General features: G+C 64.0%; 24 protein-coding genes and 1 pseudogene. 9 read left to right on the forward strand and 16 right to left on the reverse strand.

What is annotated here, in order from left to right; translation table 11 throughout:
- Positions 1–321 precede the first annotated feature (321 nt).
- The 3 genes from C8J33_RS11760 to C8J33_RS11770 all read left to right on the forward strand — a co-directional run bounded on the left by C8J33_RS11760 (position 322) and on the right by C8J33_RS11770 (position 2047).
- Entirely contained in the window at positions 322–1326 is a 1005-nt protein-coding gene (locus C8J33_RS11760) for a 2-hydroxyacid dehydrogenase (RefSeq protein ID WP_132664311.1), read from the forward strand.
- 128 nt (positions 1327–1454) lie between these two features.
- Complete coding sequence (locus C8J33_RS11765) at positions 1455–1715, forward strand: CopG family ribbon-helix-helix protein (protein ID WP_110800461.1); 261 nt, start codon at positions 1455–1457, stop codon at positions 1713–1715.
- The gene (locus C8J33_RS11770) at positions 1712–2047 is read left to right on the forward strand and encodes a type II toxin-antitoxin system RelE/ParE family toxin (protein ID WP_132664312.1); all 336 of its coding nucleotides are present in this window, start codon (positions 1712–1714) and stop codon (positions 2045–2047) included. Before C8J33_RS11765 ends, C8J33_RS11770 begins: the two co-directional genes overlap by 4 nt.
- Positions 2048–2147: 100 nt before the next feature.
- Here C8J33_RS11770 and moeB read toward each other — a convergent pair whose 3' ends face one another.
- The 6 genes from moeB to C8J33_RS11800 all read right to left on the reverse strand — a co-directional run bounded on the left by moeB (position 2148) and on the right by C8J33_RS11800 (position 10860).
- A complete protein-coding gene (gene moeB / locus C8J33_RS11775; protein ID WP_132664313.1) occupies positions 2148–2912 on the reverse strand; it encodes a molybdopterin-synthase adenylyltransferase MoeB in 765 nt (254 codons plus the stop codon).
- 10 nt (positions 2913–2922) lie between these two features.
- Positions 2923–4047: a DNA replication/repair protein RecF gene (gene recF, locus C8J33_RS11780; RefSeq protein WP_110733200.1), complete on the reverse strand. Its 1125-nt coding sequence runs from the start codon at positions 4045–4047 to the stop codon at positions 2923–2925.
- Positions 4048–4135: 88 nt separating this feature from the next.
- Entirely contained in the window at positions 4136–4870 is a 735-nt protein-coding gene (locus tag C8J33_RS11785; RefSeq protein ID WP_132664314.1) for a glutathione S-transferase, read from the reverse strand.
- A 148-nt stretch (positions 4871–5018) separates the two neighbouring features.
- Positions 5019–6152 carry a molecular chaperone DnaJ gene (gene dnaJ / locus C8J33_RS11790; protein WP_132664315.1) on the reverse strand — a complete coding sequence of 378 codons (1134 nt, stop codon included), beginning with the start codon at positions 6150–6152 and terminating at the stop codon, positions 5019–5021.
- A gap of 282 nt (positions 6153–6434) precedes the next feature.
- Positions 6435–8354: a molecular chaperone DnaK gene (gene dnaK / locus C8J33_RS11795; protein WP_110727603.1), complete on the reverse strand. Its 1920-nt coding sequence runs from the start codon at positions 8352–8354 to the stop codon at positions 6435–6437.
- Positions 8355–8586: 232 nt separating this feature from the next.
- Positions 8587–10860, reverse strand: a complete 2274-nt coding sequence (locus C8J33_RS11800; RefSeq protein ID WP_132664316.1) for a transglycosylase domain-containing protein — start codon at positions 10858–10860, stop codon at positions 8587–8589.
- A gap of 679 nt (positions 10861–11539) precedes the next feature.
- Between C8J33_RS11800 and C8J33_RS11810 the strand changes: the two genes are divergently transcribed.
- Both C8J33_RS11810 and C8J33_RS11815 read left to right on the forward strand, forming a co-directional pair.
- A complete protein-coding gene (locus C8J33_RS11810) occupies positions 11540–11803 on the forward strand; it encodes a hypothetical protein (RefSeq protein ID WP_110800466.1) in 264 nt (87 codons plus the stop codon).
- A 92-nt stretch (positions 11804–11895) separates the two neighbouring features.
- A complete protein-coding gene (locus tag C8J33_RS11815; RefSeq protein WP_110727608.1) occupies positions 11896–12165 on the forward strand; it encodes a hypothetical protein in 270 nt (89 codons plus the stop codon).
- A 167-nt stretch (positions 12166–12332) separates the two neighbouring features.
- On the opposite strand, the gene queC is transcribed toward C8J33_RS11815, so the two are convergent.
- The 4 genes from queC to C8J33_RS11835 form a co-directional block, all read right to left on the reverse strand.
- A complete protein-coding gene (queC, locus tag C8J33_RS11820) occupies positions 12333–13049 on the reverse strand; it encodes a 7-cyano-7-deazaguanine synthase QueC (protein ID WP_132664318.1) in 717 nt (238 codons plus the stop codon).
- Between the two features lie 201 nt (positions 13050–13250).
- Positions 13251–14783 carry a YifB family Mg chelatase-like AAA ATPase gene (locus tag C8J33_RS11825; RefSeq protein WP_132445475.1) on the reverse strand — a complete coding sequence of 511 codons (1533 nt, stop codon included), beginning with the start codon at positions 14781–14783 and terminating at the stop codon, positions 13251–13253.
- A 138-nt stretch (positions 14784–14921) separates the two neighbouring features.
- The gene (gshB, locus tag C8J33_RS11830) at positions 14922–15881 is read right to left on the reverse strand and encodes a glutathione synthase (protein ID WP_132664319.1); all 960 of its coding nucleotides are present in this window, start codon (positions 15879–15881) and stop codon (positions 14922–14924) included.
- 117 nt (positions 15882–15998) lie between these two features.
- Positions 15999–16535, reverse strand: coding sequence for a cupin domain-containing protein (locus tag C8J33_RS11835; protein WP_132664320.1), 537 nt, complete (start codon positions 16533–16535; stop codon positions 15999–16001).
- Between the two features lie 204 nt (positions 16536–16739).
- Here C8J33_RS11835 and C8J33_RS11840 point away from each other — a divergent pair, with 204 nt between their 5' ends.
- Entirely contained in the window at positions 16740–17246 is a 507-nt protein-coding gene (locus C8J33_RS11840; RefSeq protein WP_132664321.1) for a hypothetical protein, read from the forward strand.
- A gap of 72 nt (positions 17247–17318) precedes the next feature.
- Here the strand turns inward: C8J33_RS11840 and C8J33_RS11845 are convergent, their stop codons facing one another.
- The 3 genes and pseudogenes from C8J33_RS11845 to C8J33_RS11855 all read right to left on the reverse strand — a co-directional run.
- On the reverse strand, positions 17319–18263 hold the full coding sequence (locus tag C8J33_RS11845) for a lysylphosphatidylglycerol synthase domain-containing protein (protein ID WP_132664322.1): 945 nt from the start codon (positions 18261–18263) through the stop codon (positions 17319–17321).
- 138 nt (positions 18264–18401) lie between these two features.
- Complete coding sequence (locus C8J33_RS11850; RefSeq protein ID WP_132664323.1) at positions 18402–19796, reverse strand: dipeptidase; 1395 nt, start codon at positions 19794–19796, stop codon at positions 18402–18404.
- A 156-nt stretch (positions 19797–19952) separates the two neighbouring features.
- Positions 19953–20375 (reverse strand): annotated as a pseudogene (locus C8J33_RS11855) (MarR family winged helix-turn-helix transcriptional regulator); the annotation flags it as partial.
- Between the two features lie 422 nt (positions 20376–20797).
- Between C8J33_RS11855 and polA the strand changes: the two are divergent.
- On the forward strand, positions 20798–23809 hold the full coding sequence (polA, locus tag C8J33_RS11860) for a DNA polymerase I (RefSeq protein ID WP_132664325.1): 3012 nt from the start codon (positions 20798–20800) through the stop codon (positions 23807–23809).
- A 253-nt stretch (positions 23810–24062) separates the two neighbouring features.
- On the opposite strand, the gene C8J33_RS11865 is transcribed toward polA, so the two are convergent.
- A complete protein-coding gene (locus C8J33_RS11865; protein ID WP_132664326.1) occupies positions 24063–24356 on the reverse strand; it encodes a type II toxin-antitoxin system RelE/ParE family toxin in 294 nt (97 codons plus the stop codon).
- On the reverse strand, positions 24353–24598 hold the full coding sequence (locus C8J33_RS11870; protein WP_132445459.1) for a CopG family ribbon-helix-helix protein: 246 nt from the start codon (positions 24596–24598) through the stop codon (positions 24353–24355). Before C8J33_RS11870 ends, C8J33_RS11865 begins: the two co-directional genes overlap by 4 nt.
- Positions 24599–24717: 119 nt before the next feature.
- Between C8J33_RS11870 and C8J33_RS11875 the strand changes: the two genes are divergently transcribed.
- A complete protein-coding gene (locus C8J33_RS11875) occupies positions 24718–25077 on the forward strand; it encodes a type II toxin-antitoxin system RelE/ParE family toxin (protein WP_132664327.1) in 360 nt (119 codons plus the stop codon).
- On the forward strand, positions 25067–25396 hold the full coding sequence (locus C8J33_RS11880; RefSeq protein WP_132664328.1) for a helix-turn-helix domain-containing protein: 330 nt from the start codon (positions 25067–25069) through the stop codon (positions 25394–25396). The genes C8J33_RS11875 and C8J33_RS11880 overlap by 11 nt, the downstream gene beginning before the upstream one ends.
- 81 nt (positions 25397–25477) lie before the next feature.
- Here the strand turns inward: C8J33_RS11880 and C8J33_RS11885 are convergent, their stop codons facing one another.
- The gene (locus tag C8J33_RS11885; RefSeq protein ID WP_110800481.1) at positions 25478–26104 is read right to left on the reverse strand and encodes a TetR family transcriptional regulator; all 627 of its coding nucleotides are present in this window, start codon (positions 26102–26104) and stop codon (positions 25478–25480) included.
- Positions 26105–26106: the final 2 nt, after the last annotated feature.

A 26106-nucleotide genomic window follows, 5' to 3' on the forward strand; every position in this document is an offset into this window, starting at 1 on the left:
GAACTGCGCGATCACACTGAGATGGAACTGGCGCATGGCGAAATCCGTTTTCCGAACCGGTCGAACAAGGTGCGCATCGTCAGCGGAGCGCCCGGAGGCCGAAGCGCCGCGCGTCGGTAATGACGCGCGAAGGTCGCTCCGAGACGTCAAGCCTGCACGGTATCGAGAACCTCCGGTCATCCCGGTCGCTTCGAGGGCAGGCTGTGTTGGTCTTCCCGTGCGTCTCTGCTAGATAACGCTCTGGGATACGATCCATCATCTTGGTTAAGAAGCCGTCAACGCGATGGTCCGCCTGGCGCGGATCGGGGGAGAGATTTGACGATGACGCAGAGACAGAAGCCGACGGTCTACATCACCCGCAAGCTGCCCGACATCGTCGAGACCCGCATGCGCGAGCTCTTCGATGCGGAACTCAACATCGACGACACCCCGCGCAGCCATGACGAGCTGGCCGCCGCCATGGCCCATGCCGACGTGCTGGTGCCCACCGTCACCGACCGGATCGACGCTGGCCTGATCGAGCAGGCGGGACCACGGCTCAAGCTGATCGCGAGCTTTTCCAACGGCGTCGACAATATCGACGTGGACGCCGCCGCGCGCCGCGGCATCACGGTGACGAACACGCCTGCCGTGCTCACCGAGGACACGGCCGACATGACGCTGGCGCTCATTCTCGCCGTGCCCCGGCGGCTCGTGGAAGGTGCTGCCATTCTCGCCGACCGCCGCCACGACTGGGCCGGCTGGTCGCCCAACTGGATGCTCGGACGGCGGATTTCCGGCAAGCGCATCGGCATCGTCGGCATGGGCCGCATCGGCACCGCCGTCGCCCGCCGCGCCAAGGCCTTCGGTCTCTCCATCCACTATCACAACCGGCACCGCGTCAGCGCGGAGACCGAGGCATCGCTGGAAGCGACCTACTGGGACAGCCTCGACCAGATGCTCGCCCGCGTCGATTTCGTGTCGGTCAACTGCCCCTCGACGCCCGCGACCTACCACCTTCTCTCGGCCCGCCGTCTGCAGCTTATGCAGCCGACGAGCTACCTCGTCAACACCGCCCGCGGCGGCATCGTGGACGAGACCGCGCTCATCAAGTGCCTGCGCGAGGGCCGCATCGCCGGTGCCGGGCTCGACGTCTACGAGAACGAGCCGGCCATCAACCCCAAACTCGTGAAGCTCGCCTCCGAAGGCAAGGTCGTGCTGCTGCCGCACATGGGCTCGGCGACGCTCGAAAGCCGTGTCGACATGGGCGAAAAGGTCATCATCAACATCCGCACCTTCTTCGACGGCCACCGCCCGCCGGACCGGGTGCTGCCGGGGCGTAATTGAGCCGTCATTTGGGGTTTACGCCACGGCGTCGATCAAGTGGCTGCACGCTCCCGACATGCGTCAAGCACGTTGACGCCGGATCGAAATGTCTTACACTGTCTTACGTTTTGTGAAGCGGGAGACGCCCTATGACCAAGTCGCAAGGATCGGAATCCGTCACTCTCCGCGTGCCCTCGGATATCCTCGCAAGCATCGAGGCCATCGCGGAAGCAACGGACCGTTCGAGAAGTTACATCATCGTCCGCGCCCTGAAGACGTATCTCCTCAATGAGGGGGCGGATGTCCTGTCTGGAATTCGGGGACGGGACCAGATTGCGGCTGGCGAATTCGAGGACATCGACGATCTCATCGCCGATTTGGATAAGATCGTCGCTGGCCAGGCGGCATGACGCGAGTCAAGGTTTCGAGGGAGGCCGCGACCTTCGTCAGGAACGAGGTTGGCTATCTTCGTCGCCGCAACATACAGGCCGCTCAGCGTTTCTCAGAGACCGTCCGGCGTGCGAGAGATGTTTTGAGGACGTTCGACGAAGCCGGAAACGTCACGCACGGACTTCAGATCCGTGGCGGGCTGACCCTCGTCGTCGATACCTATCTTTTCGATTACATACGCGAAGACGGCGTTGTTAACATCATAGCCGTTCGACATGGCCGGATGCTTCAGCTCACACCGATCGTCGAGGACGACATCACCGACGGCCTTGCCATGGACGAGTCCTTTTGAATCTCCTCCCATAACGTCAAATGGAAAGACGTTCTGCTTCGGCCATCTTGCACACCTCTGCCATCATGCGCAGTACCATGGACGCGAAGGCAGAGCGCGCTCAAAGATCCGCCCGGCGGCGCTTGTAGCGGATGGTTTCGAAACGGGCTGCCAGCGCGTCGTAGAGCAGCAGGCGGCCAACCAGGGGGTCTCCGGCGCCCGTCACCAGCTTGACCACCTCCATGGCCTGCAGCGTGCCGATGACGCCGGTCAGTGCGCCGACGATGCCGGCTTGCGCGCAGGAGGGCACCGTGCCGGGTGGTGGCGGCTCGGGAAAGAGATCGCGGTAGCGCGGCGCGGGCCTGCCCGCCGCGTATGATGTCCACGGCATGAGGACCGTCAGCGACCCGTCGAAACGGCCGACCGCGCCGGTGACGAGGGGGATGCGCAGGGTCTCGGCCGTTTCGGCTAGGAGATAGCGCGTGTCGAAATTGTCGGAGCCATCGACCACGATATCGTAGCCGGCGAGCGTCTCGGAAACGGTGTCGGGCGTCAGCCGGAACGGCAGCGGGCGAACGGTCACGTGCGGGTTCAGCCGGGCCACCGTGTCCCGCGCGCTGTCCACCTTGCTCGTGCCGATGGCGGCGGTCTGGTGGACCACCTGCCGCTGGAGGTTGGAAAGCGACACCACATCGTCATCGACGATGCCGAGCGTGCCGATGCCGGCGGCGGCGAGATAGAGGATGACCGGCGCGCCGAGGCCGCCCGCGCCGACCACCAGCACACGGGCCGCCTTCAGCGCCTGCTGCCCCTGCCCGCCGATTTCCGGCAGCAGGATGTGGCGGGAATAACGGTCGATCTCTTGCGGTGTCAGTGCTTCGGCCATGCCCCGACACTCACTCGAAAACCTGCCCGTTGGCAACCGTCAAGAACTGCGCGCGGTCGCCCAGCGCTGAAAACATGGCGCGATCGGTGCCGGTCATGAAGGCCTGCCCGCCGAGATCGTCGACGATATCGAACAGCGCCGCGCGGCGGCCGGCATCGAGATGCGCGGCGATTTCATCCAGCAGCAGCACCGGTGCGTGCCCGGTGAGGTCGGCCACGAGCCTTGCATGCGCCAGCACGAGGCCGACGAGCAGCGCCTTCTGCTCGCCCGTCGAGCAGCGCTCGGCTTCGATGTTCTTGGCCCGATGGCGAATGAGAAGATCGCTCCGGTGCGGGCCTTCGAGCGTGCGCCCTGCGGCTCCGTCGCGCCAGCGGCCGGTGCGCAGACGCTCCAGATAATCTTCCTCCAGATCGAAGGCCGGGCGGTGCCACTCGCCGTCGAGGAAGCCGGACAGAGCGAGATCCGCCTTCGGAAACGTCCCGTCATCCGGGCTGCGGTCGATGAGGGCTGCCAGCAGGCCGAGCATCTCGTTGCGGGCGAGCGCCATGGCGATGCCGAGTTCGGCCAGCTGGCGCTCCAGCCCGGTCAGCCAAACCGGATCGGCCCCGTGCTCCGACAAAAGCTTGTTGCGGCTGCGCATGGCGCGCTCGAAATCGGTCGCCCGTCGTCCGTGGTCCGGATCGAGCGAGAGGACAAGCCGGTCGAGGAAGCGCCGTCGATCTCCCGAAGCCCCGGTGAACAGCCCGTCCATGGCGGGCGTCAGCCAGAGCACGCGCAGATGGTCGAGAAGCTCGTCGATCGCCTTGGCATTGGTGCCGTTGAGGCGCAGGCGGCGCGCCTGCCCTTCCTCGGTGCCGAAGGTTCCCGTGCCGATCTCGACATCCCCCTGCATGCCCTCAATGGCGGCAAAGATCGAGAAGCCCGCATCCGCGCCCACCCGCGGCACGTCGGCATAGGCCGCGCGGCGCAGGCCCCGCCCCGGCGACAGGAAGGAGACGGCTTCCATGAGATTGGTCTTGCCCGCGCCGTTCTCGCCCGTCAGCACGACATGGCGTGCGTCGAGATCGAGCGAAAGCACCGCGTAATTGCGGAAATCGCCGAGCTTCAGACGGGACAGGGAGACTTTTTGCGGCATGCCGACCGGCTCTAAGCCCTCTTGCGATGTCTGACAAGCATCGTGGCTGACACCGTGACTGGCACCGTGGCTGGCACCATCGGTTTGCTCATTCCTCGTCACCGGTCTCGATGCCGTCGAGCTCGGGATAGTGGCGGAAGATGCAGGATTCGTTGAAAGGGATACGACGGTCGGAGGCGCGGTAGGCGGCGATGTTCGGCAGGCTTGCCACATGGGCGCGCAGCGCATCGAGATGCGGCCAGCGGGCGCCATAGGCCGTCATGGCTTTCGGGAAGGCATAGTGCAGGCCTTCCAGCAGATGATGCAGCGACAGGTCGCCGTAAGAGAGCGCATTGCCGATGACATGCTGCGGCCCTGCCGGATTGGCGGACAGCATGCGCTCGAAGTAGCCGAGAAATTTCGGGATGCGCGCCTTGCGGAAATCGGCGGCGCGGCGCCTCGCCTCCGGCTTCTGGTCCTCGTAATAGAGGCCGGTCGCCACCGGGTGATGCGTGTCGTGCGCCTCGGCCACCATGTCGGCGATCGTCATCTGCAAACCATTCAGGCGATGACGCTCGCCCTCGCTTTCCGGCGCAAGGCCGAGGCGGGGTCCGAGATAGAAGAGGATATTGGCGGTCTGCGAGACGATCAGGTCGCCGTCTTTCAGGAACGGCGGCGCAAACGGCGCGTCCGTACGATCGTCCTCCATGATCTCCAGCATCCGGTCGGTGCCGTCTTGCCGGCGGGCAACGTCGATATAGTCGGCCCCCGCCTGCTCCAGCGCCAGCCGCACGAACTCGCCGCGACCGGGAAGTCCGTCCCAGTAATAGAGCGCATAGGTCATGGCGGGCATCCTCTCTTGAAACGGACCGATCGTCTTCGTCAGGCTCCAAGAGATGGGGCGGATCGAAGCCATGGCAATGACGTCCGTCCTCATGAAAAAGGCCGGAAACATTCCTGCTTCCGGCCTCGTCGATGCGTGTCCGTCCGAATCAGCCCTCGAAGAACTCCTTCATCCGGGCGAAGAAGCCGGCGGATTCGGGGTTGTTGTCCTTCGACGAGATCTCGGCGAATTCCTCGAGCAGCTCGCGCTGGCGCTTTGTCAGCTTCTGCGGCGTTTCGATGCCGATCTGGATGTAGAGGTCGCCCACCTGCGTCGAGCGCAGCACCGGCATGCCCTTGCCCTTCAGGCGGAACTGCTTGCCGGCCTGCGTGCCCTCGGGAACGGTGACGCGCGACTTTGTGCCGTCGAGCGTCTGCACGTCGAACTTGCCGCCGAGCGTCGCCGTCGTCATCGAGATCGGCACGCTGCAATAGAGATCCGCGCCGTCACGCTGATAGAACTCATGCGGCTTGACCGAGAGGAAGATGTAGAGATCGCCCGAGGGACCGCCGCGAAGACCGGCCTCGCCCTCGCCCGACAGGCGGATGCGGGTGCCGTCCTCGATGCCGGCGGGGATGTTGACCGACAGCGAACGCTCTTCGGTGACGCGGCCCTGGCCGTGGCACTTGGTGCAGGGATCGGGAATGATGGTGCCTCGGCCCTGGCAGGTCGGGCAGGTCCGCTCGATCGAGAAGAAGCCTTGCGCGGCGCGCACGCGGCCAGAGCCCTGGCAGGTGCCGCAGGTCGTCGGCTTCGTTCCGGGCTTGGCGCCCGAGCCGGAACAGACGTCGCAGGTGATCGAGGTGGGGACGCAGATCTGCGCGGTCTTGCCGGCATAGGCCTCCTCCAGCGTGATCTCCATGTTGTAGCGGAGATCGGCGCCGCGTTCGCGGCCGCCGGACGAGCGCTGGCGCTGGCGTCCGCCGCCCATCATCTCGCCGAAAATATCCTCGAAGATATCCGAGAAGCCCGCAGCACCACCGCCCATGCCGGCACCGCCACCGCCGCCCATGCCGCCCTGCTCGAAGGCGGCGTGGCCGTAACGGTCGTAGGCTGCCCGCTTCTGCGGGTCCTTCAGCGTCTCATAGGCCTGGTTGATTTCCTTGAAGGTCTTTTCGGATTCCGCATCGCCCGGGTTCTTGTCCGGGTGGTATTTCATCGCCAGCTTGCGGAAAGCGCTTTTCAGCTCCTTCTCGTCGGCCGTCTTTGCAACACCGAGTGTTTCGTAAAGATCACGTTTCATGTGGTCGCGCGTATCCCGTTGAACCGCGGCGACAGGACCGGCCGTCGGTCGTCGCCAGATTTCATTGAGCCAGATTTCGTATCGCCGAATGCCCTTGACAAGGATTTAGGAAATCCTGTCGTCCGATACCATAGCGAATCTGCGCCGGTTCCGGCTTTTTCGACGAAATGAAGGCAAGATCCATGCCTGCATAGACTTTAGACTCTTACGAAAAAGGCCCGGAACGTTCGCTCCGGGCCCTGTCTTATGGAGTGAGGTCTCGTGGCATGAGGCCTTGATGCCTTACGCGGACTTCTTGCGGTCGTCTTCGTCGCTGACGTCTTCGTAGTCGGCATCGACGACGTTGTCGCGAGCAGCGTCCGCTGCGGCATCCGAATGGGCCGCATCCGTCTGCTGCGACTCATACATCGCCTGACCAAGCTTCATGGAGGCTTCCAGAAGCGTCTGGGTCTTCGCCTTGATGTCCTCGGCGTCCGGCTCGGAAGCCTCGACCGACGTCTTCAGCGCGGCGATCGCGTCGGAGATGGCGGTGCGGTCGGCTTCGGTGACCTTGTCGCCATATTCCTTCAGCGACTTCTCGGACGAGTGGATCAGGCTTTCGGCCTGGTTCTTCGCCTCGACGCCGTCACGACGCTTCTTGTCGTTCTCGGCATTGGCCTCGGCATCCTTGACCATCTTCTCGATGTCGGCGTCGGACAGACCACCCGATGCCTGGATGCGGATCTGGTGCTCCTTGCCGGTGCCCTTGTCCTTGGCCGAGACGTTAACGATCCCGTTGGCATCGATGTCGAAGGTGACTTCGATCTGCGGGATGCCGCGCGGTGCCGGGGGAATGCCGACGAGGTCGAACTGGCCGAGCAGCTTGTTGTCCTGGGCCATTTCGCGCTCGCCCTGGCTGACGCGGATGGTCACGGCCGACTGGCTGTCTTCCGCCGTCGAGAAGGTCTGGCTCTTCTTCGTCGGGATCGTCGTGTTGCGTTCGATCAGACGGGTGAAGACGCCACCGAGCGTTTCGATGCCGAGCGACAGCGGGGTCACGTCGAGGAGCAGGACGTCCTTGACGTCGCCCTGGAGAACGCCGGCCTGGATGGCGGCGCCGAGAGCGACGACTTCATCCGGGTTGACGCCCTTGTGCGGCTCCTTGCCGAACAGCTGCTTGACGACTTCCTGCACCTTCGGCATGCGGCTCATGCCGCCGACGAGCACGACTTCGTCGATCTCGGACGCCGATACGCCGGCATCCTTGAGCGCTGCCTTGCAGGGCGCGATCGTGCGCTGGACGAGATCGTCCACCAGCGCTTCGAACTTCGCACGGGTCAGCTTCAGCGTCAGGTGCTTCGGGCCGGAAGCGTCTGCCGTGATGAAGGGCAGGTTGATTTCCGTCTGCTGCGACGAGGACAGTTCGATCTTGGCCTTTTCGGCCGCTTCCTTGAGGCGCTGCAGAGCGAGCTTGTCGTTCTTCAGGTCGATGCCCTGGTCCTTCTTGAATTCGCCGGCGAGATATTCGACGAGACGCATGTCGAAGTCTTCACCACCGAGGAAGGTGTCGCCATTGGTCGACTTCACTTCGAAGACGCCGTCGCCGATTTCCAGAACCGAGACGTCGAACGTGCCGCCGCCAAGGTCGTAGACGGCGATCGTCTTGCCTTCGGTCTTGTCGAGGCCGTAGGCGAGCGCTGCTGCCGTCGGCTCGTTGATGATACGCAGCACGTCGAGACCGGCGATGCGGCCTGCATCCTTGGTGGCCTGACGCTGGGCGTCGTTGAAGTAGGCGGGAACGGTGATGACGGCCTGCGTGACCTTTTCGCCGAGGTAGGATTCAGCGGTTTCCTTCATCTTCTGAAGGATCATGGCCGAGACCTGCGACGGGGACTGGTTCTTGCCACCGGCCTTGACCCAGGCGTCGCCATTGTCGCCCTTGACGATCTCGAACGGCACGAGGGCCTTGTCCTTGGTCACGGTCGGGTCTTCGTAGCGGCGGCCGATGAGGCGCTTCACGGCGAAGAGGGTGTTTTCCGGATTGGTGACGGCCTGACGCTTGGCCGGCTGGCCGACGAGGCGTTCGCCATCATCCGAGAAGGCGACCATGGACGGCGTCGTGCGCGCGCCTTCCGCATTTTCGATGACCTTCGCGTCCTTGCCGTCCATGACGGCGACGCAGGAGTTGGTCGTTCCCAGATCGATACCGATTACTTTTGCCATGTCGTTCTCTCCTTGCAGCGGACTGTCTGAACCCGGTCAGGCATTCGTGCGACAGCCCCTAGGGATGCTCTTCATCGTTTGGTGCCGAGGCCCGGAAGCCTTGGACGTGCGGCGTATATAAGGACGGGTTTTTTGCTGTGCAAGGCGTCGCAAGCCCTGAAGACGGTGAAAAGAAATGCGGAGACGAAAGAGTTTAGACCGCTTTTCCGAACCGCATGCATCCGCGACGCCGTCAACCCCCGGTCAGGATATCGAACAGGGTCGTACGGCGCGTCTGCGGTGTCCCGCTGGTGGTCTGCCCGACATCGGCCGGCGGCACCAGACCGCCTTCCGCGGCATCCACCGAGCCGCCCTGCCCCCGGGGTATGTCGGACGGCGGCATTTCGGCATCGGCCACCGGCGCATCCGGGTAGACGTCCGTCGGCTTCTCGCCGAAAGCTCCGGAGATGACGTCGCCGATGGTGCGCTGGATGCCGGGATCGTCGAAGGACGGCTGTATGCCCTTGGTGCCGAAAATCGGCGAGGGCGTCAGGCCTTCGTGCGCTTCGGTCATATAGGTATGCCAGGCCTTCGCCGGCAAACCTCCGCCCGTTACCTTCTTCATCGAGGTACCGTCGTCGTTGCCGAACCAGACGCCGGTCGTCAGGTTGTTGGTGAAGCCGACGAACAGTGCGTCGCGGAAGGACTGGGTGGTGCCGGACTTGCCGGCGGCCTGCCAGCCCTTGAGCTTGGCGTTCTTGCCCGTGCCGCGCTCCACCACGCCCACCATCATCTGGTTCATTTCCGAGACGATCTCGGGATCGAGCACGCGCGGCGGGTTGTCGTAGGTGTTCTCGTAGAGAACCTTGCCCTCCGCCGTCATCACCCGCTTGACGATGTGCGGCGTCGCCTTGAAGCCGCCGTTCATGAAGGGAGCATAGGCAGACGTGAGCTCTAGCAGGCTGACCTCTGAGGTCCCCAGCGCAATGGAGGCATTCGCCTGCAGCTCCGATTCGATGCCGAGACGATGGGCGAGCTTTGCCACCTGCGCCGGACCGACCTCCATGACGAGCTGGGCCGCAATGGTATTCAGCGAATTGGCAAGTGCATCGGCAAGCGACACCTCGCCGCGATATTTCTGATCGTAATTCTCCGGCGTCCACTTGCCGATGCGCACCGGCGCGTCGTTGCGGATCGACATGGGCGTGCGGCCGATCTCCATGGCGGCGGCATAGACGAAGGGCTTGAAGGCCGAGCCCGGCTGGCGCTTGGCCTTGACCGCACGGTCGAACTGGCTTTCGGCATAGTCCCGCCCGCCGACCAGCGCCCGGATGGCGCCCGTCGCATCCACGGACACGAGTGCTGCCTGCGATGCGCGCGATTTCGCGCCGCTCTCCTTCAGCATGTCGGAGAGGGTCTTTTCGGCCTTGGCTTCGAGATCGAGATCGAGCGTGGTTTCCACGACCAGATCCTGCTTGACGGCACCGACGAGACCGGGAAGCTGGTCCATGACCAGATCGGCGGCATAATATTGCGCGCCGGACCAGAAGCTCTTCGCCTTGGTCGGCGGCTGCGACATCGCGGTCTTCACCTCGTCGTCGGTGATCAGCCCCTCTTCGCGCATGGCGCCCAGCACCACCTGCGCCCGCTCCTCGGCCGCCTTCGGATCGCGCGCCGGCGACAGGCGCGACGGCGCCTTCAGGAGGCCGGCGAGAAGGGCGGCCTCGCCGAGGTTCACGTCACGCGCCGATTTGTTGAAATAACGCTGCGAGGCAGCCTCGACGCCGTAGGCATTCGAGCCGAAGAAGACGCGGTTGAGATACATCGCAAGGATCTGGTCCTTGGAATATTTCTGCTCCAGCCAGAAGGCGAGCAGCACTTCCTGCACCTTGCGCTCCAGCGTTCGCTCGGGCGACAGAAACAGGTTCTTCGCCAGCTGCTGCGTCAGCGTGGAGCCGCCCTGCACCATGCGGCCCGTGGTGACGTTGGTGATCATGGCGCGCGCCAGACCCAGCGGATCGACGCCGAAATGCGAATAGAAGCGCCGATCCTCGATGGCGAGGACCGCCTGGGGAATGAAGGGCGACATATCCTCGAGCGCGATCGCCTCGCCGCCGGTCGCCCCGCGATTGGCCAGCGTGTCGCCGTTGACCGCCAGGATCTTCACGTTCGGCGGACGCTCCGGAATGGTCCAGCTGGTCGCGTTCGGCATGCGCGAGCCGTAATAGAGCACGAGCCCGCCGACCCCCATGCCGCCCCAGATGCCGGCGACGATGCACCAGTACACGAAGGACCTGATGAAGCCGAACAGGCCGCCACCACCGCTGCCCCGCCTGCCGCCGCGCCCCTTCAGGGACCGGCGCGCGGGCTTGCCGCTGCTCTTCGACTTCACGGGTTTGGAGCCGGAGGATTTGGAAGCCGTTGGTCGTCCGCTCACGCGGTCACTCGCATCGACACGGAATCCCTCGTCGTCACCGCTCGAAAAGGACGGATCGATACGGGGACGTGAACGCGATTTGCCTGCCATACCGGGATGTGACCGCTCCGTGTGTGCGCTGAAGGAAAGGCGGCCGGCAAGCCGCCCAAGCCGTCGCAGGGTGCGGTGAACTGTAAATGCGGCGATTTAAGGGGGCGTTAACGACATGCTCCGGCACCCTCACGCGTGTTCGCGGCAACGAATGCATCGTTGCGGCAACGAACGGGGATGCGGCTCGCCTCCTGCCGCCGGAGCGTGCAAAATGGAACGAAACCCGGAATCACGCGTTCGTTACATGTCAAACAAGGGAACCCGTCATGAACAATATCATCTATATCGTCGGACTGGTCGTCGTCGTTCTCGCCGTCCTCTCGTTCTTCGGACTGCGCTGAGCCAGTATCGACCCGCCTGAAAGCCTCAAAGCCCCGCTCGTCGGGGCTTTTTGACGTCTACGCCACATCCGGTCCAAGCCGGCAAGGGTGAACGATTTCTTTCGAAGTCCGGTTTCCGTGACAGGGGTTTTGCCCTACAGCGCCGTGCGTCATACATGACGCACTCGGGTTCGCTGTAGAGCTTTATATCTGATGCATAATTCCTTAAATCGATTCCGATTTCAGGAATTATGCAGTAGGGTTTCGCACCAGAGCCGCCTGATGCGGCATGGACCGCGGTAGACCAGTGTGACAGCGACGACATTCCTTTTCATCGACCTTCCGCGCGGCGCGCGACCATGAAAACGCAGGAAGATCTGGCGATCGCCGTCCAGCGCATGCAGCAGCAATATGAGAGGGGCCGCATGGATCGCGACATCCTGCGGGGCTGGGTGCTCGGCCTTCCCTCCTATCCGCAGCCCCACGGCATGGCTATCGACGCCTTGAAAGCCTGGTTCACGATCCGGCAGAGCGACGTCACGCCGGAGATCCGCGCGCGCGATCTCGAGATGCTGGCAGCCGTTGCGGATGCCTCGGTCGCCCGGATACCGAGCGGAATGTGACATTCGCCTGTCTTGAAGGACGTGCGTTGCAGGATATGCTTTTCTCAGCGTTGCGGTGTAGAATGGGCAGAAATTGAGAATGGCGAGGACCGATGTCGAACGATAATGAACCGGAAATGGAGTATTCGGAGCTGTCCGGCGAGTTCACCGAAGACGGCGTGACCGTTCTGGTCGATATCTCGCGACCGGCCGGCACGAATCTCGACTGGCAGATGCTGGTGCTGACGCAGGAGGAGGACGTGACCGAGTGGGAAGACCCGTTCCCGACCGACCGCGAAGCCTTCGACGAGTTTCTCGCAACCGTTGCCCGCGAAGGCATCCGCTCCTTCTTCGGAGACGAAGAGCCGCCGACGCTTCAGTAGGCCTGCACATGGGACACTGACGGAACGGGAACGGCGTCGCTGCGGTTCCCGTTTTGACCAGTGCATTTCCGGTGAAGACCGGTTCACCGGAAATGCACTGGTCAGTTGTTTTTGCCGCATTGTCCGACGCCGAAGCGATCCCGCTTCGGCTGGAAATGCTCCAGACGTCAGCGGACCTCTTCCGCCACGAACCGCCCGACCCCGCAGGCCTCCCGCCAGAAATCGGCATCCTCGTAGAGCGTGGGGTCTGCGATGCCGGCGAGATGGAAGGCTTCGCGTCGCTCCACGCAGGTGCCGCACCGCCCGCAATGTACCTCCCCACCCTTGTAGCAGGACCATGTTCGCGCGAAGGGCGTGCCGTTTTCGGCACCGTCCGTGACGATGTCGGCTTTCGAGCGCTCCACATAGGGTGCGTAGAGCGTCACCGCGGCATAGCCGTCCAGCGCGTGGTTCTGCATGGTCTGGAACGACCGGATGAAATCGGGCCGGCAATCGGGGTAGATGAAGTGATCGCCGCCATGAACGGCGACGGCGACCGCATCCAGTTTCTGCGCGGCCGCAAGCCCGAAGGCGATCGTGAGCATGATGGCATTGCGGTTCGGCACCACCGTCGCCTTCATCGTCTCCTGCGCATAATGCCCGTCCGGCACCGCGATATCGTCCGTCAGCGCCGAACCGGTCAGATGCGCGCCGATCGGCCCGATGTCGATGAGATGATGGGGCACGCCTAGCCTTCCGGCCGCCTCGGCCGCGAAGTCCAGCTCCCGGCGATGGCGCTGGCCATAGTCGAAGGACAGGAGGCCGGCGAGATGATGGTCGCGCGCCACGTGATGGGCGAGCGTGACGGAGTCCAGTCCGCCGGAGCAGACGACGAGCGTTTTCATGGAGAGCGTTCCCTTGTTTTGACCGGGTGGGGCTGCGACCGGCATTGGACGTGGCGCAACCGCGCCGTCCTCGACAAGCGTACACTGCCGCATTTTTCCGCGGGGATAAAGTTCGCACGGCCTACCTTTTTCGCAGGCTTGCGCTTTTTTCAGGATGGCATTCCGGTCGACGAAACGATCCCGCTGCCATCGCCGTTCTCCTCACGCGGCACTGGTCATGCGGTCTCCGGCGATACGGTAGGAGATGGCTTCGGCGATGTGGATGCGGCCGACCGTCGGGCGGGCGTCGAGGTCGGCCAGCGTCCGGGCGACCTTGAGGACGCGGTGGTAGGCGCGTGCGGAAAACGTCATCCGTTCGGCCGCCTCGCGCAGGAGCTGGAGGCCGCCGGCATCGGGTTCGGCCAGCGTCTCGATCATCGATGTGGTGCAGCGCGCGTTCGAGGTAATCTTCGGCATGCCGAAGGCGATGAAGCGGTCGATCTGGAGCGCCCTTGCATTCGCCACGCGGGCCGCGACGACCGCGCTGGTTTCGGCGGTCGCCGGGCGGATGAGGTCGGCCGCAGACACTGCGGGAACATGGATGCGGATGTCGATCCGGTCCATCAGCGGGCCGGAGATGCGCGCCTGATAGTCGCCGGCGCAGCGCGGGCCCCGTGCGCAGCTATGCCCCGGCTCGCCCGCCATGCCGCAGCGGCACGGGTTCATGGCCGCGACCAGCTGGATGGCGGCGGGATAGCTGACGCGGTGATTGGCGCGCGCGATGATGCATTCGCCGGTTTCGAGCGGCTGACGCAGCGCGTCCAGCGCCTGCGGCGTGAACTCCGGGAACTCGTCGAGGAACAGCACGCCGTTATGGGCGAGCGAGGCCTCGCCCGGCCGGGCGCGAAGGCCACCGCCGACGAGGGCCGCCATGGTGGCGGAGTGATGCGGCGTGCGGAAGGGCCGGCGATCCGAGAGCTTGCCGCCCGGCAATTGTCCCGCGATCGAGTGGATCATCGAGACCTCCAAGAGCTCGCCCGGCGACAGCGGCGGCAGAATGGAGGGAAGGCGCGCGGCGAGCATCGATTTGCCAGAGCCGGGCGGGCCGACCATCAACAGATTGTGGTTTCCGGCCGCCGCCACTTCCAGCGCGCGCTTGGCGCTTTCCTGCCCCTTGATATCGGCGAGATCGGCCAAGTTGGCGGCCGTCGCACGGATGGCCGGCTCCGGCCGGGTGAGCACCTGCGTGCCGCGAAAATGGTTGGCGAGCGCGATGAGGCTGCGGGGTGCGAGAATGTCGATCTCGGCACCGGCCCAGGCGGCCTCCGGCCCGCTGTCGGCCGGGCAGATGAGGCCCTTGCCGATGGCGTTCGCGCCTATGGCGGCGGGCAGCGCGCCGGCAACGGCGGCGATCGTGCCGTCGAGGTTCAGTTCGCCGATGACGACGTAGTCTGCCAGCGCATCCGACGGAATGGCGCCGAGCGCCGCCATCAGCCCGAGCGCGATCGCAAGGTCGAAATGGCTGCCTTCCTTCGGCAGGTCGGCGGGCGCGAGATTGATCGTCACGCGTTTGGGCGGCAGGGACAGGCCGGAGGCGTGGAGGGCGGCGTGCACCCGTTCCCGGCTTTCGGCCACCGCCTTGTCCGGCAGGCCGACGATCTGCACACCGACCTTGCCGGGCGCGACCATGACCTGCACATCGACCGGAACGCCCTCGATGCCCTGGAACGCCACCGTGCTGACCCGTGCCACCATATTCCCGCCACTCCAACCGATACGCTTATGAGACTTTCCTCACATTACACGGCAGCTGGAATAAAACAAGAACATTGGCGGAACGATTACAATCGACCATGTCGGCAGGGTTGCAAACATCACAACCCGGCCGGTTTTTCAAGCGCGCTTGCGCTCGATCGCATCCCAAAGCAGGCTGGCGATATCGGCGCCGCCGAAGTTCCTGACCTCGCGGATGCCGGTCGGAGAGGTCACGTTGATCTCGGTCATGACGTCGCCGATGACGTCGATGCCCACGAGGAGAAAGCCGCGTTCGCGCAGAGCCGGGCCGATGCGGGCGCAGATCTCCCTCTCGCGTGCCGTCAGTTCGGTCGGCTCGGGCTTGCCGCCCGCATGCATGTTGGAACGGGCATCGTGCTCGGCCGGCACGCGGTTGATGGCACCGACAGGCTCGCCATCGACGAGGATGATGCGCTTGTCGCCCTTGCGCACGGCCGGCAGGTATTCCTGCGCGATGAAGGGCTCGCGGAACATCTGCCCGAACATTTCCAGCAGCGAGGACATGTTGCGGTCGTCGCGGGTGGAGTGGAACACACCGGCGCCGCCATTGCCGTAGAGCGGCTTCAGGATGATATCGCCCATTTCCTCGCGGAATTTGGCGATTTCGGCCGGGTCGCGGGTGATCAGCGTCTTCGGCATCAGGTCCGGAAATTCGGTAACGAAGATTTTTTCCGGCGAATTGCGCACCCAGGCGGGGTCGTTCACCACCAGCGTCTTCGGGTGGATGCGCTCCAGCAGATGCGTCGAGGTGATATAGGCCATGTCGAAGGGCGGATCCTGGCGCAGGAGCACCACGTCCATGGTGGAGAGATCCAGCCGCTCGGGTTCACCGAGCGTGAAATGATCGCCCTTCACGTCGCGCAGGGTCATGGCTTGCGCCGTGGCGTAAACCTGCCCGTCGCGCAGCGACAGCCGGTCCGGCGTATAGTGAAACAGCCTGTAGCCGCGGTTCTGCGCCTCGAGACTCATCGCAAAGGTCGAATCGCCCGCGATATTGATGGTGGAGACGTGGTCCATCTGAACCGCGACATTCCGGAGTGCCGTCCTGGTGGCTGCCATTGTCTTCCCTCGGTCAACGACCCGCCTTCATCGCAGGCGGGCCTCATCACGTAGGACGGGAAGAGCCCGAACGCAACGGCGGAACGCCGCGCAAACGGGCGAAAGTCACCGGGTCCCTCAGGCGGCGAGCGCCGCCTTGGGGGCTTCGCCGCGCAGCAGGTCGCGCAGGCGATAGGCCAGGACGACGGGTTCTGGGAATTTCTTGCGGCAGAAGGCGATCTTGCGGACATAGGTCTCGATGCGCCAGTTGGCCCAGGTGCCGCCGTTGAAGAAGCCGATGTCACCGGCGCGCAGCACCGTCTCGGTGCCGTCCTCGGCCGTCACATGCACCTCGCCTTCGAGGATGACGACCGTCTCGTCCCAGCCGAAATACCAGTTGAACTCGCCGGCCGTGCAGTCCCACATGGCGGTGACGGCGGCATCGTCGTGGCTGCGCGAATGCTCGGCGAGACGGGCGACCGGCGCACCTGCGACGATCCAGTCCGGATTGATCGGGGCCGGCAGCATGGGCAGGTCCATCGCGGGCGACGCGATCATCGCGTGCCTGCGGGCCGCCTGTTTCCCCTCCTGCTTCGATATGCCGAGCCTCGGCGCGAGCGGTGTCACCCGCACCGCAACCGCCATCAATTCCGCAAAAAGCATCTTCAGCGCCATGTCATCCCCTCGGGCATCGATCCTGTCCTGAAAGGGACATTAGCCAAGAGGCACAAAGACAGCATTGAAGGGATTGCTCGCATTTGAGCGATTGCAGACATTGCCACCATCCAACGACGCAACCGTCGTCAATTTGCCGCATGTCGATGGCCTAAAGATGCGGCATCATCCATTGATGATGCGGCATCATCACGAGGACCCTCCATGCATCACCGCGCCTTCGCCTCCCTCGCCCTTTCCGCCGCCTTGCTCACCGGAACCTTCGCCGTTCCACACGCAGCATTCGCGCAGGACGCGCCCTATGTCGACGATCGTTCGGATGGCGCAAAGCTCGTCCAGTCGCTCTACAATGCGATCGAGCGCAAGGAATATGCGCGCGCCTATGCCTATTTCGGCGACAAGCCGCCGGCCGGCGACTATGCGAGCTTCGTGCTGGGCTACAAAAACACGGTCGATGTCGAGGTAAAGACCGGCGTCGTGACGCAGGAGGGTGCAGCCGGCAGCCTCTACGCGCCGGTGCCCGTTGCCGTCCGCTCGGTGGACAAGGATGGGAAGGAGCGCGTCTTTGCCGGATGCTACGTGACGCGCATCGTCAACGCCGCCATTCAGGAGCCGCCGTTCACGCCGCTGCATATCGAGAGCGCGGAACTCGGCGAGGTGAAGACACCCTTTGCCGAGGCGGTCCCGAAGGTCTGCCATTCACCGTCGTAAGAGCAAATCCAGCAAAAGTGCGAAGCGGTTTTGCGTCCGGAGTTGCGTGAAAAGAGACCAGACCTTCCCGGATCAGGGGCCCGCGCGTCGGCGCTCCAGAAACTGACGGCGCTCGAACAGCACGACCACCACGAGCGCCATCAGGAAGGGGATGACGAGGTAGAACAGCCGGAAGATGACGAGGGCGGCCAGCACCGAGGCCGCATCGATTTCCGGCAAAGCCGCGATGAAGATCAGCTCGAGCACGCCGATGCCGCCCGGCGCGTGTGACAGGAGGGCGGCCGAGAACGAGGCGAGGAACACCCCGAGCACGACCATGTAGCCCGGATTTCCCGCCTCCGGCAGCGCGAAATAGATGATGGCGGCAGCCCCGATCAGCTCCACCGGGGCGATCAGCAATTGCCGTACCGCCAGCGTCGGCCGCGGATATTCCAGATGTAACCACCGCGTGTGGATGGGCCTGAAGCGGATGAGACTTCCCAGAAGATAAAGGCCGATCAGCACGAGGATGGCGATCGCCGTGGAAATCGAGGCTCCGAGCGGAATGACGGCGGAGAAGCGATCGACGATCTCCGGCTCGATCAGAAGCACGATCGCCGACAGCGTCAGCGTGCCCAGCACGAAGGTCAGCGAGCAGAAGGCGACGAGAACGCCGGTTTCGCTGACGCTCAACCCCCTCGACCCGTAGGCCCGGTAGCGCACGACGGCGCCCGAGAACACGGAGGCGCCGATGGTGTGCGACAGCGCATAGGCGGTGAACGAGCAGACGGTGATGAAGGTCAGCGACAGCCGCCGGCCGAGATGTTCGAGCGCCAGATGGTCGTAGGCCGCAAGCGCCGCATAGGCCACCAATGTGGCGCCGGCCGCCAGCAGCCAGCTCTTCAGCGGCACGGCCTCGAAGCTTGCCAGGAACTCGTCGAGCGAAAGCCCGCGCAGCTCGTGATAAAGCCCGTAAAGCGAAAACAGGATGGCCGCCAGCCCGACGGCCGGCCAGATCAGAGCGCGGATCGTCTTCATGCAGGTCTTTTTCGGTCCGGCGGAGGCAGTCTCGACGTCATACGGGTCATGAGACCATCGCCACCCGGCCGGGTCAAGGGCGTCCCGGCCGGCGGCGCCTTCACAATATCTTGAGATTTCAACGTGTCAGCGCCGCGTTTAGCGAGCGGCCGCCAGCGCGTCGAGGATGCGCACCCAGGAGCGGATGCCCTTGTGGAAGGACTGGAGGTCGTATTTCTCGTTGGGCGAGTGGATGCGGTCGTCGGACAGGCCGAAGCCGACCAGCAGCGATTCCATGCCGAGCATCTTCTGGAAATCGCCGACGATCGGAATAGAGCCGCCCATGCCGATGATGACGGCCGCCTTCGGCCATTCGTCCGACAGAGCCGATTTCGCCGTGTTGAGCAGCGACGAATCATACGGCAGCTGGATGGCCGGCGAGCCGCCATGCTCGTGGAACTCTACCGAGCAATCGGCCGGGATGTGCGCGCGGACGTAATCGCGGAAGGCCGTGCGGATGGCATCGGGGTCCTGCTGGCCGACGAGACGGAAGGAGATCTTTGCCGACGCCTTGGAGGCGATCACGGTCTTGAAACCCTCGCCCGTGTAGCCGCCGGTGATGCCGTTGACCTCCGCCGTCGGGCGGGCCCAGATGAGTTCGAGGACCGAGCGGCCCTCTTCGCCCGAGGGGACGGCAAGGCCGATCTCGCCCAGCATCTTCTCCGCCGTCTGGCCGAGTGTTTCCCATGCGGCCTTGATCTGCGTCGGCGTCTCCTCGACGCCGTCATAGAAGCCGTTAAGCGTCACGCGGCCGGTCTCGTCGTGAAGACCGGCGAGGATGCGCGACAGGATGTGGATCGGGTTGGCGGCAGCGCCGCCGAACATGCCGGAATGCAGGTCGCGATCGGCGGCGGTCACCACGACCTCCTCGCCCACGAGGCCGCGCAGGCCGGCGGAGATGGCGGGCGTCTCGCTGTCCCACATGCCGGTGTCGCAGACCAGCGCATAGTCGGCCTTGAGCTCCTTGGCATTGGCGGTCAGGAAGGGTTTCAGCGACGGCGAGCCGGACTCTTCCTCGCCCTCGAACAGCACGGTGACGCGGCACGGCAGGCTGCCATGGGTTTCCTTATAGGCGCGGCAGGCCTCGACGAAGGTCATCAGCTGCCCCTTGTCGTCGGACGTGCCGCGGCCGGTGATGACCTTGCGGCCAGGCGACAGCTCGCGCACGGACGGCGTAAAGGGGTCCGTCTCCCAGAGCGACAGCGGATCGACCGGCTGGACGTCGTAATGGCCGTAGAACAGCACGTGCGGCGCGTCGGTGGTGGCACCCTCATGATGCGCGACGACCATGGGATGACCGGGCGTATCGCGCACGGAGGCCGTGAAGCCGAGGCCCTGAAGGTCCGCCACCAGCCATTCCGCAGCCTTGCGGCAGGCGTCCTTATAGGCCGGATCGGTGGAGATGGAGGGGATGCGCACGAGGTCGAAGAGCCGTTCGAGGCTGGCGTCGAGATTGGTGTCCGCCTTGGCGAGAACGCCGGTGATATCGGTCATGGCAATGCTCCTTGATGTCGGCGCGACCCTACTCAAAAATTCCGGCTTGGGAAGACCCGGACATCATCTCGGGCATTCTGGCGGGCTTTCCGGCGCAGGCTCCGCATCCGGCCCCGGTCGCACCGAGGCGTCGGCTGGAGGCTGCGAAGCCATGGGCGCGGCATTGGCGATGGCCATGCGCATATATTCGAGCATCAGCTCGCGCTCGAAGCGGCGGAAGCCGGCAAACAGCGCGTCGTCAGCCGCCCGGGCAGCGAGCATGGCGTCACTCTTCAGAGCACGGCCGCGATCGGTGAGGAAGACCTGCTGGGCCCTTCGATCCGTCGGGTGGGGGCGGCGCGTGATCAGCGCATCCCGCTCCATGCGCGCCAATGTGTTGGCAATCGTCGCCTGCTCGGCATCCAGCCGGTCGAGCAACTGGCGCTGCGTCAGCCCGTCCTCGTTCCACAATTCGGCCAGCACCGGAAACTGCCCCGGCGCAAAGCCGAGCTTCCGGCCCCTCTCCTGCAGCTGGCGGGAGAAGCCTCGAGCCAGCAGGCTGGCGAGATAGGTGGCGGACTCCATGCGGTCGTAGGCCATAGCAATGGGTACGCCCGGGACAGGGCGGTGACAAGATGATGGCGAACACCGGAAATAGAAAAACCGCCATTGCTAGAACGAAAAAACCGCCATGGCGGAGGCGGGCCATGACGGTTTTTGATAATGGACAAAGGCCCGGAGAGGGGGGTTAGGCCTTTGTCCTTGCATCTGGGTTTGGCGGGGGACAGGCCTTGACCAGATGACGGCGCTTGTCGCTGCCGTTGCTTGAGATTTGTGGGTCCGAATGTGGCTTTTCAAGGGAAGCGCCGGAGAAGCCTGATTACAAATTGGTAAGGTTTGGAATGGGCCCTCATTTTTTTCTGAAGGCCCGCGTCATCAAACGGTGGGAGACCACGCGGACGGCGTCGCGCGGGCGGGTTGCCCGATGGACCTTTCGCGCCTGTCGCGCTATCCGTGTCTCCATGAAAAAAGGCGATCATCTCTTCCTCGTGGACGGCTCCGGCTTCATCTTCCGGGCCTTCCACGCCATTCCCCCGCTGAACCGCAAATCCGACGGCCTGCCCGTCAATGCGGTCTCGGGCTTCTGCAACATGCTGTGGAAGCTTCTGACCGACGCGCGCGATACCTCGGTCGGCGTCACGCCGACGCATTTCGCTGTCATCTTCGACTATTCCTCGAAGACCTTCCGCAACGATCTCTACGACAAGTACAAGGCCAACCGCACGGCCCCGCCGGAAGACCTGATCCCGCAATTCGGCCTGATCCGCCACGCGACGCGCGCCTTCAACCTGCCCTGCATCGAGATGGAGGGGTTCGAGGCCGACGACCTGATCGCCACCTATGCCCGCATGGCGGAGGAGGCCGGCGCCGACGTGACCATCGTGTCGTCCGACAAGGACCTGATGCAGCTGCTCACCCCTTGTGTCTCCATGTATGACAGCATGAAGGACAAGCAGATCGGCATTCCCGAGGTCATCGAGAAATGGGGCGTGCCACCCGCAAAGATGATCGACCTGCAGGCGCTGACCGGCGATTCCACCGACAACGTGCCCGGCATTCCCGGCATCGGCCCGAAGACGGCGGCGCAGCTTCTGGAAGAGTTCGGCGATCTCGACACGCTGCTGGCCCGCGCCGGCGAGATCAAACAGGTCAAGCGCCGCGAGAACATCCTCGCCAACGCCGATCTCGCCCGCCTGTCGCGCGAACTCGTGACGCTGAAGATCGACGTGCCGGTGGAGACCCCGCTCGACGCGCTCGACCTGCATCCGCAGGACGGGCCGAAGCTCGTGGCCTTCCTGAAGGCCATGGAATTCACCTCCCTCACCCGCCGCGTGGCTGCCGCCACCGATACGGATGCCGATGCGGTGGACGCGGCGCATATTCCCGTCGAAGGCGGCGCGCAGGCGCATGGGCCGGATCTCGACAAGGGTGACGCCTCAGGCACGGTCACAACACCCGCTGCACAAGGCTCTCCCGAAACCGCGGAAGAAGCGGCCAAGGTCCTGAGCCAGGCGCCGGTGCTGGCCGTCGAGACCGGCGCGACGCCGCAGGGCCTCGCGCGGTCCCGCGCCGAGGCCTTTGCCACCGCACCCATCGACCGCTCCACCTATGTCACGATCCGCGACATCGCGACGCTCGAAAGCTGGATCGCGGCCGCCCGCGAGGCCGGCCTCGTCGCCTTCGACACGGAAACCAATTCGCTGGATGCGATGCAGGCCGATCTCGTCGGCTTCTCGCTCGCCATCGCCGACAACAGCCGCGACGCCTCCGGCACCTCCATCAAGGCTGCCTATGTGCCGCTGCTCCACAAGAGCGGCGTCGGCGACCTCCTCGGCGGCGGGCTGGTGGAAAACCAGATCCCGGACGGACAGGCGATCGCCCTTCTGAAGACGCTGCTGGAAGACCCCGCCGTTCTCGTGGTCGCCCAGAACATGAAATACGATTATCTCGTCATGAAGCGGCAGGGCGTCGAGATCGCCCGCTTCGACGATACGATGCTGATGTCCTACGTGTCGGATGCCGGCGCCAACACCCATGGCATGGACGCCCTGTCGGAACGCTGGCTCGGTCACCAGCCAATCCCCTTCAAGGACGTGGCCGGCAGCGGCAAGTCGATGGTGACGTTCGACTATGTCGATATCAACAGGGCCACCACCTACGCGGCCGAGGATGCCGACGTGACGCTGCGGCTCTGGCATGTGCTCAAGCCCCGGCTTGCCGCCAAGAAGCTCGTGCGCGTCTACGAGCGGCTGGAGCGGCCGCTGGTGCCCGTGCTCGCGCGCATGGAGGAACGCGGCATCTCCATCGACCGGCAGATCCTGTCGCGGCTCTCCGGCGAGCTTGCACAGGGTGCGGCGCGGCTGGAGGCCGAGATCCACGAGTTGGCGGGCGAAAGCTTCAACATCGGCTCGCCCAAGCAGCTCGGCGACATCCTGTTTGGCAAGATGGGCCTGCCCGGCGCGTCGAAGACCAAGACCGGGCAATGGTCCACCTCGGCGCAGGTGCTGGAAGACCTCGCGCTTTCCGGCCACGACCTGCCGCGGCGCATCGTCGACTGGCGCCAGCTGACCAAGCTGAAGTCCACCTATACCGACGCCCTGCCCGGCTTCGTGCATCCGGAGACGCGGCGCGTCCACACATCCTATGCGCTGGCCGCCACCACCACGGGGCGCCTCTCCTCGTCGGAACCCAACCTGCAGAACATCCCGATCCGCACGACCGAAGGCCGAAAGATCCGCACGGCCTTCATCTCGACGCCGGGCCACAAGCTGATTTCGGCCGACTACAGCCAGATCGAGCTGCGCGTGCTCGCCCATGTCGCCGATATTCCCCAGCTCCGGCAGGCCTTTGCCGACGGGATCGACATCCATGCGATGACGGCGTCGGAAATGTTCGGCGTGCCGGTCGAGGGCATGCCGAGCGAGATCCGCCGGCGGGCGAAAGCCATCAATTTCGGCATCATCTACGGCATCTCCGCCTTCGGCCTCGCCAACCAGCTCTCCATCGAGCGCTCCGAGGCCGGCGACTACATCAAGCGCTATTTCGAACGCTTCCCCGGCATCCGCGACTATATGGACGCGACCAAGGCGTTTGCCCGCGAGAACGGTTACGTCGAAACCATCTTCGGCCGGCGGGCGCATTACCCCGACATCCGCTCCTCCAACCCGTCCGTGCGCGCCTTCAACGAGCGCGCCGCGATCAACGCCCCGATCCAGGGCTCGGCAGCCGACGTCATCCGCCGCGCCATGGTGCAGATGGAGCCCGCGCTCGAAGCGGCAAAGCTTTCCGACCGCTGCCGCATGCTCCTGCAGGTGCATGACGAACTGATCTTCGAGGTGGAAGACGCCGAGATCGACAAGGCCATCCCCCTGATCGTCTCCGTCATGGAAAACGCCACCCTGCCCGCCCTCGCCATGCGCGTGCCGCTCAAGGTCGATGCCCGCGCCGCCCATAATTGGGATGAGGCGCACTGAACCGTCCAGACCTCAGCCGCTTCGAGCAAGCGGAGACAGAGGAGAAACAGCGGCTGGGACGCGAGGTGGATGCGATCTGCAGCCGGAATCAAAGCAGACAGCACGGGCGCCCTTACAAGGGGTTTCCCTACGGCTATCAATGGCGGACCTCTTGCGCATCCCCGACATCATGACAACGACGGGTATCAGACCCAGCCGGAAAGATGTTGAAGCGTTCGGGATCTATCCATCTCAGGCCTGACGGCGTTTGCTCCTAAAACGCCTGCGGCCACTTCTGGGCCGTGTGGAGCACGGTCAATATCTCAATTCCGTTGCCCCCAACCCGATACGGAAGAATATACGAGATATCAGGAAGCACGAGTTCTCGCGTCCCTTTGATGCGTCCTGCACGCCCCATGGCAGGCTGCTCCGTCAGGGCTTCAGCCGCAGAGGTAATGCGAGACACGACGCGGGCGGCGGCAAGCGGATCATCTTTTTCGATATACGCGCCGATTTCATCGAGACGACGCAATGCACGTTGTGTCAAACGAAGCGTTCTTCCGCTCATGATGGGCGGGCAGATTTGACATATTTCCCGACGACGTTCGCCACGTCGGCGGCACTGGCGAAGTCACCACGATCAGCGTCTGCCACTCCAGCCTCGATTTCGGCAAGCTGCCATTCCTCACGGGCGATAAAGTCCTCGATCGCCTGCGCGGCCACGTAAGAGCGGGAGCGGTCAAGCTTTTCGGCCAGTTGGTCAAGCCTTGCAGCCGTTTCGTCCGGTACGCGCACAGTGAACGCAGTCATGGTTTAACCTTTCATTGGTTCACCGTGGTTATTGTTGAACCAGCATGGTTCGTCAAGATTTCCCTTTTTAGGCTCAGACTTGATTTATATCTTTGAATATATATTTCTTGGAGCAGGCAATGTCTTACGATGTGAAATTCCATCTCGACTTCGTTGCCGAGTGGAAGGCGCTGGACATGGGATTGAAAGAACGTGTTGGCGAGGTTTTGGATCACCTTGAAGACGACGGCCCGTTCCTGGGTCGGCCTGACGTGGATACGCTTTCGGGTTCCAGGCACGCCAATATGAAGGAGATCAGAGTGACGGTCGCAAAACAGGTGTGGCGTTTCGCCTTTGCCTTCGACCACAGCCAGGCTGCCATCGTCCTTTGCGGCGGGGAAAAGCAAGGCAGGAACCAGAAGCTCTTCTACAAACAGCTCATCAGCAAGGCTGACCCCCGTTTCGATTCGTGGCTGAAGGAGAAAAAAGATGCGCAATGACTGGAAGACGCTCCGCGCCGAGCTCCCCGAAGACGTTCGTTCGCGCCTCGACGAAAAGCGCGGCGCGCGGCGCTTGGGCAAGGCTCTGGCTGAGGTGCGAAAGGCAATGAACGCGACACAGCAGGACGTTGCGACGCGCGCCGCCATGACGCAGAACACCGTCTCGAAGATCGAGAACGCTGACGATGTCCTCGTTTCCTCGGTGATCCGCTACATGCATTCCATCGGTGGCGGTGTCGAGCTGGTCTTGAAGACGCCTGACGGCAAGGCGACGCGGGTCGACTTCGATCCCGAGATCTCTATCAAGCACTCCGCATAGCCGCACCGTACGTTTCCCGAAAATGCTCATTCCAGCCGCATTCCCGGACGCAAAACCGCTTCACCCTTTTCCCGAAATTGCTCAGATCGCCTGCGCGTCCTCACAGCGGAAGCAGCCGAAGAGGCGGGAGAGGCCTTGGCGGCCTTCGTTGGCGAGGTCGAAGCGGCGGCCGAAGAGGAGCCATTCGCTGCAGAGGCCCTTGATCATCCAGCGCATCGCCCGGGCGGCGCTGGAGGGCGTCCAGGCGCCGCTGAGGGCGCCGCGCGATGCGGCCTTGCCGAAGGCGTCTTCGAGAAACCGGGTGTGCTCGTCGTCGATTTCCTGCTGGCGTCCGAGCACCGGGGCGAGGTCGCTCGTGTAGTCACAGCGCAGGAGGATGGTGAGGATGCGTTGGCGCTGTTCGTCGGAGGCCATGACGTCCAGCCAGTCGCCGGCGACCGCTTCGATATGGGCGAGGATATCGATCCCGACATTTTCGATTTCGTCCCGCAGCAGGTCCTCGTCGGGCAGCGGGACCGCCTTGTAGAGTTCCAGAAAGATGTCGGCCTTGTTCTGGAAGTGCCAGTAGATGGCGCCGCGGGTCACACCCGCTGCCGAGGCGACATCCTCGAGCGTCGCGTTGGAAACGCCCTTTTCGAAGAACACGTGCTCCGCCGCATTCAGGATGCGGTTGCGCGTTTCCTCCGCTTTCGCCTTCGTCCGCCGCATGG

Source organism: Rhizobium sp. PP-CC-3G-465 (assembly GCF_004343445.1).
GTDB lineage: Bacteria > Pseudomonadota > Alphaproteobacteria > Rhizobiales > Rhizobiaceae > Ferranicluibacter > Ferranicluibacter rubi.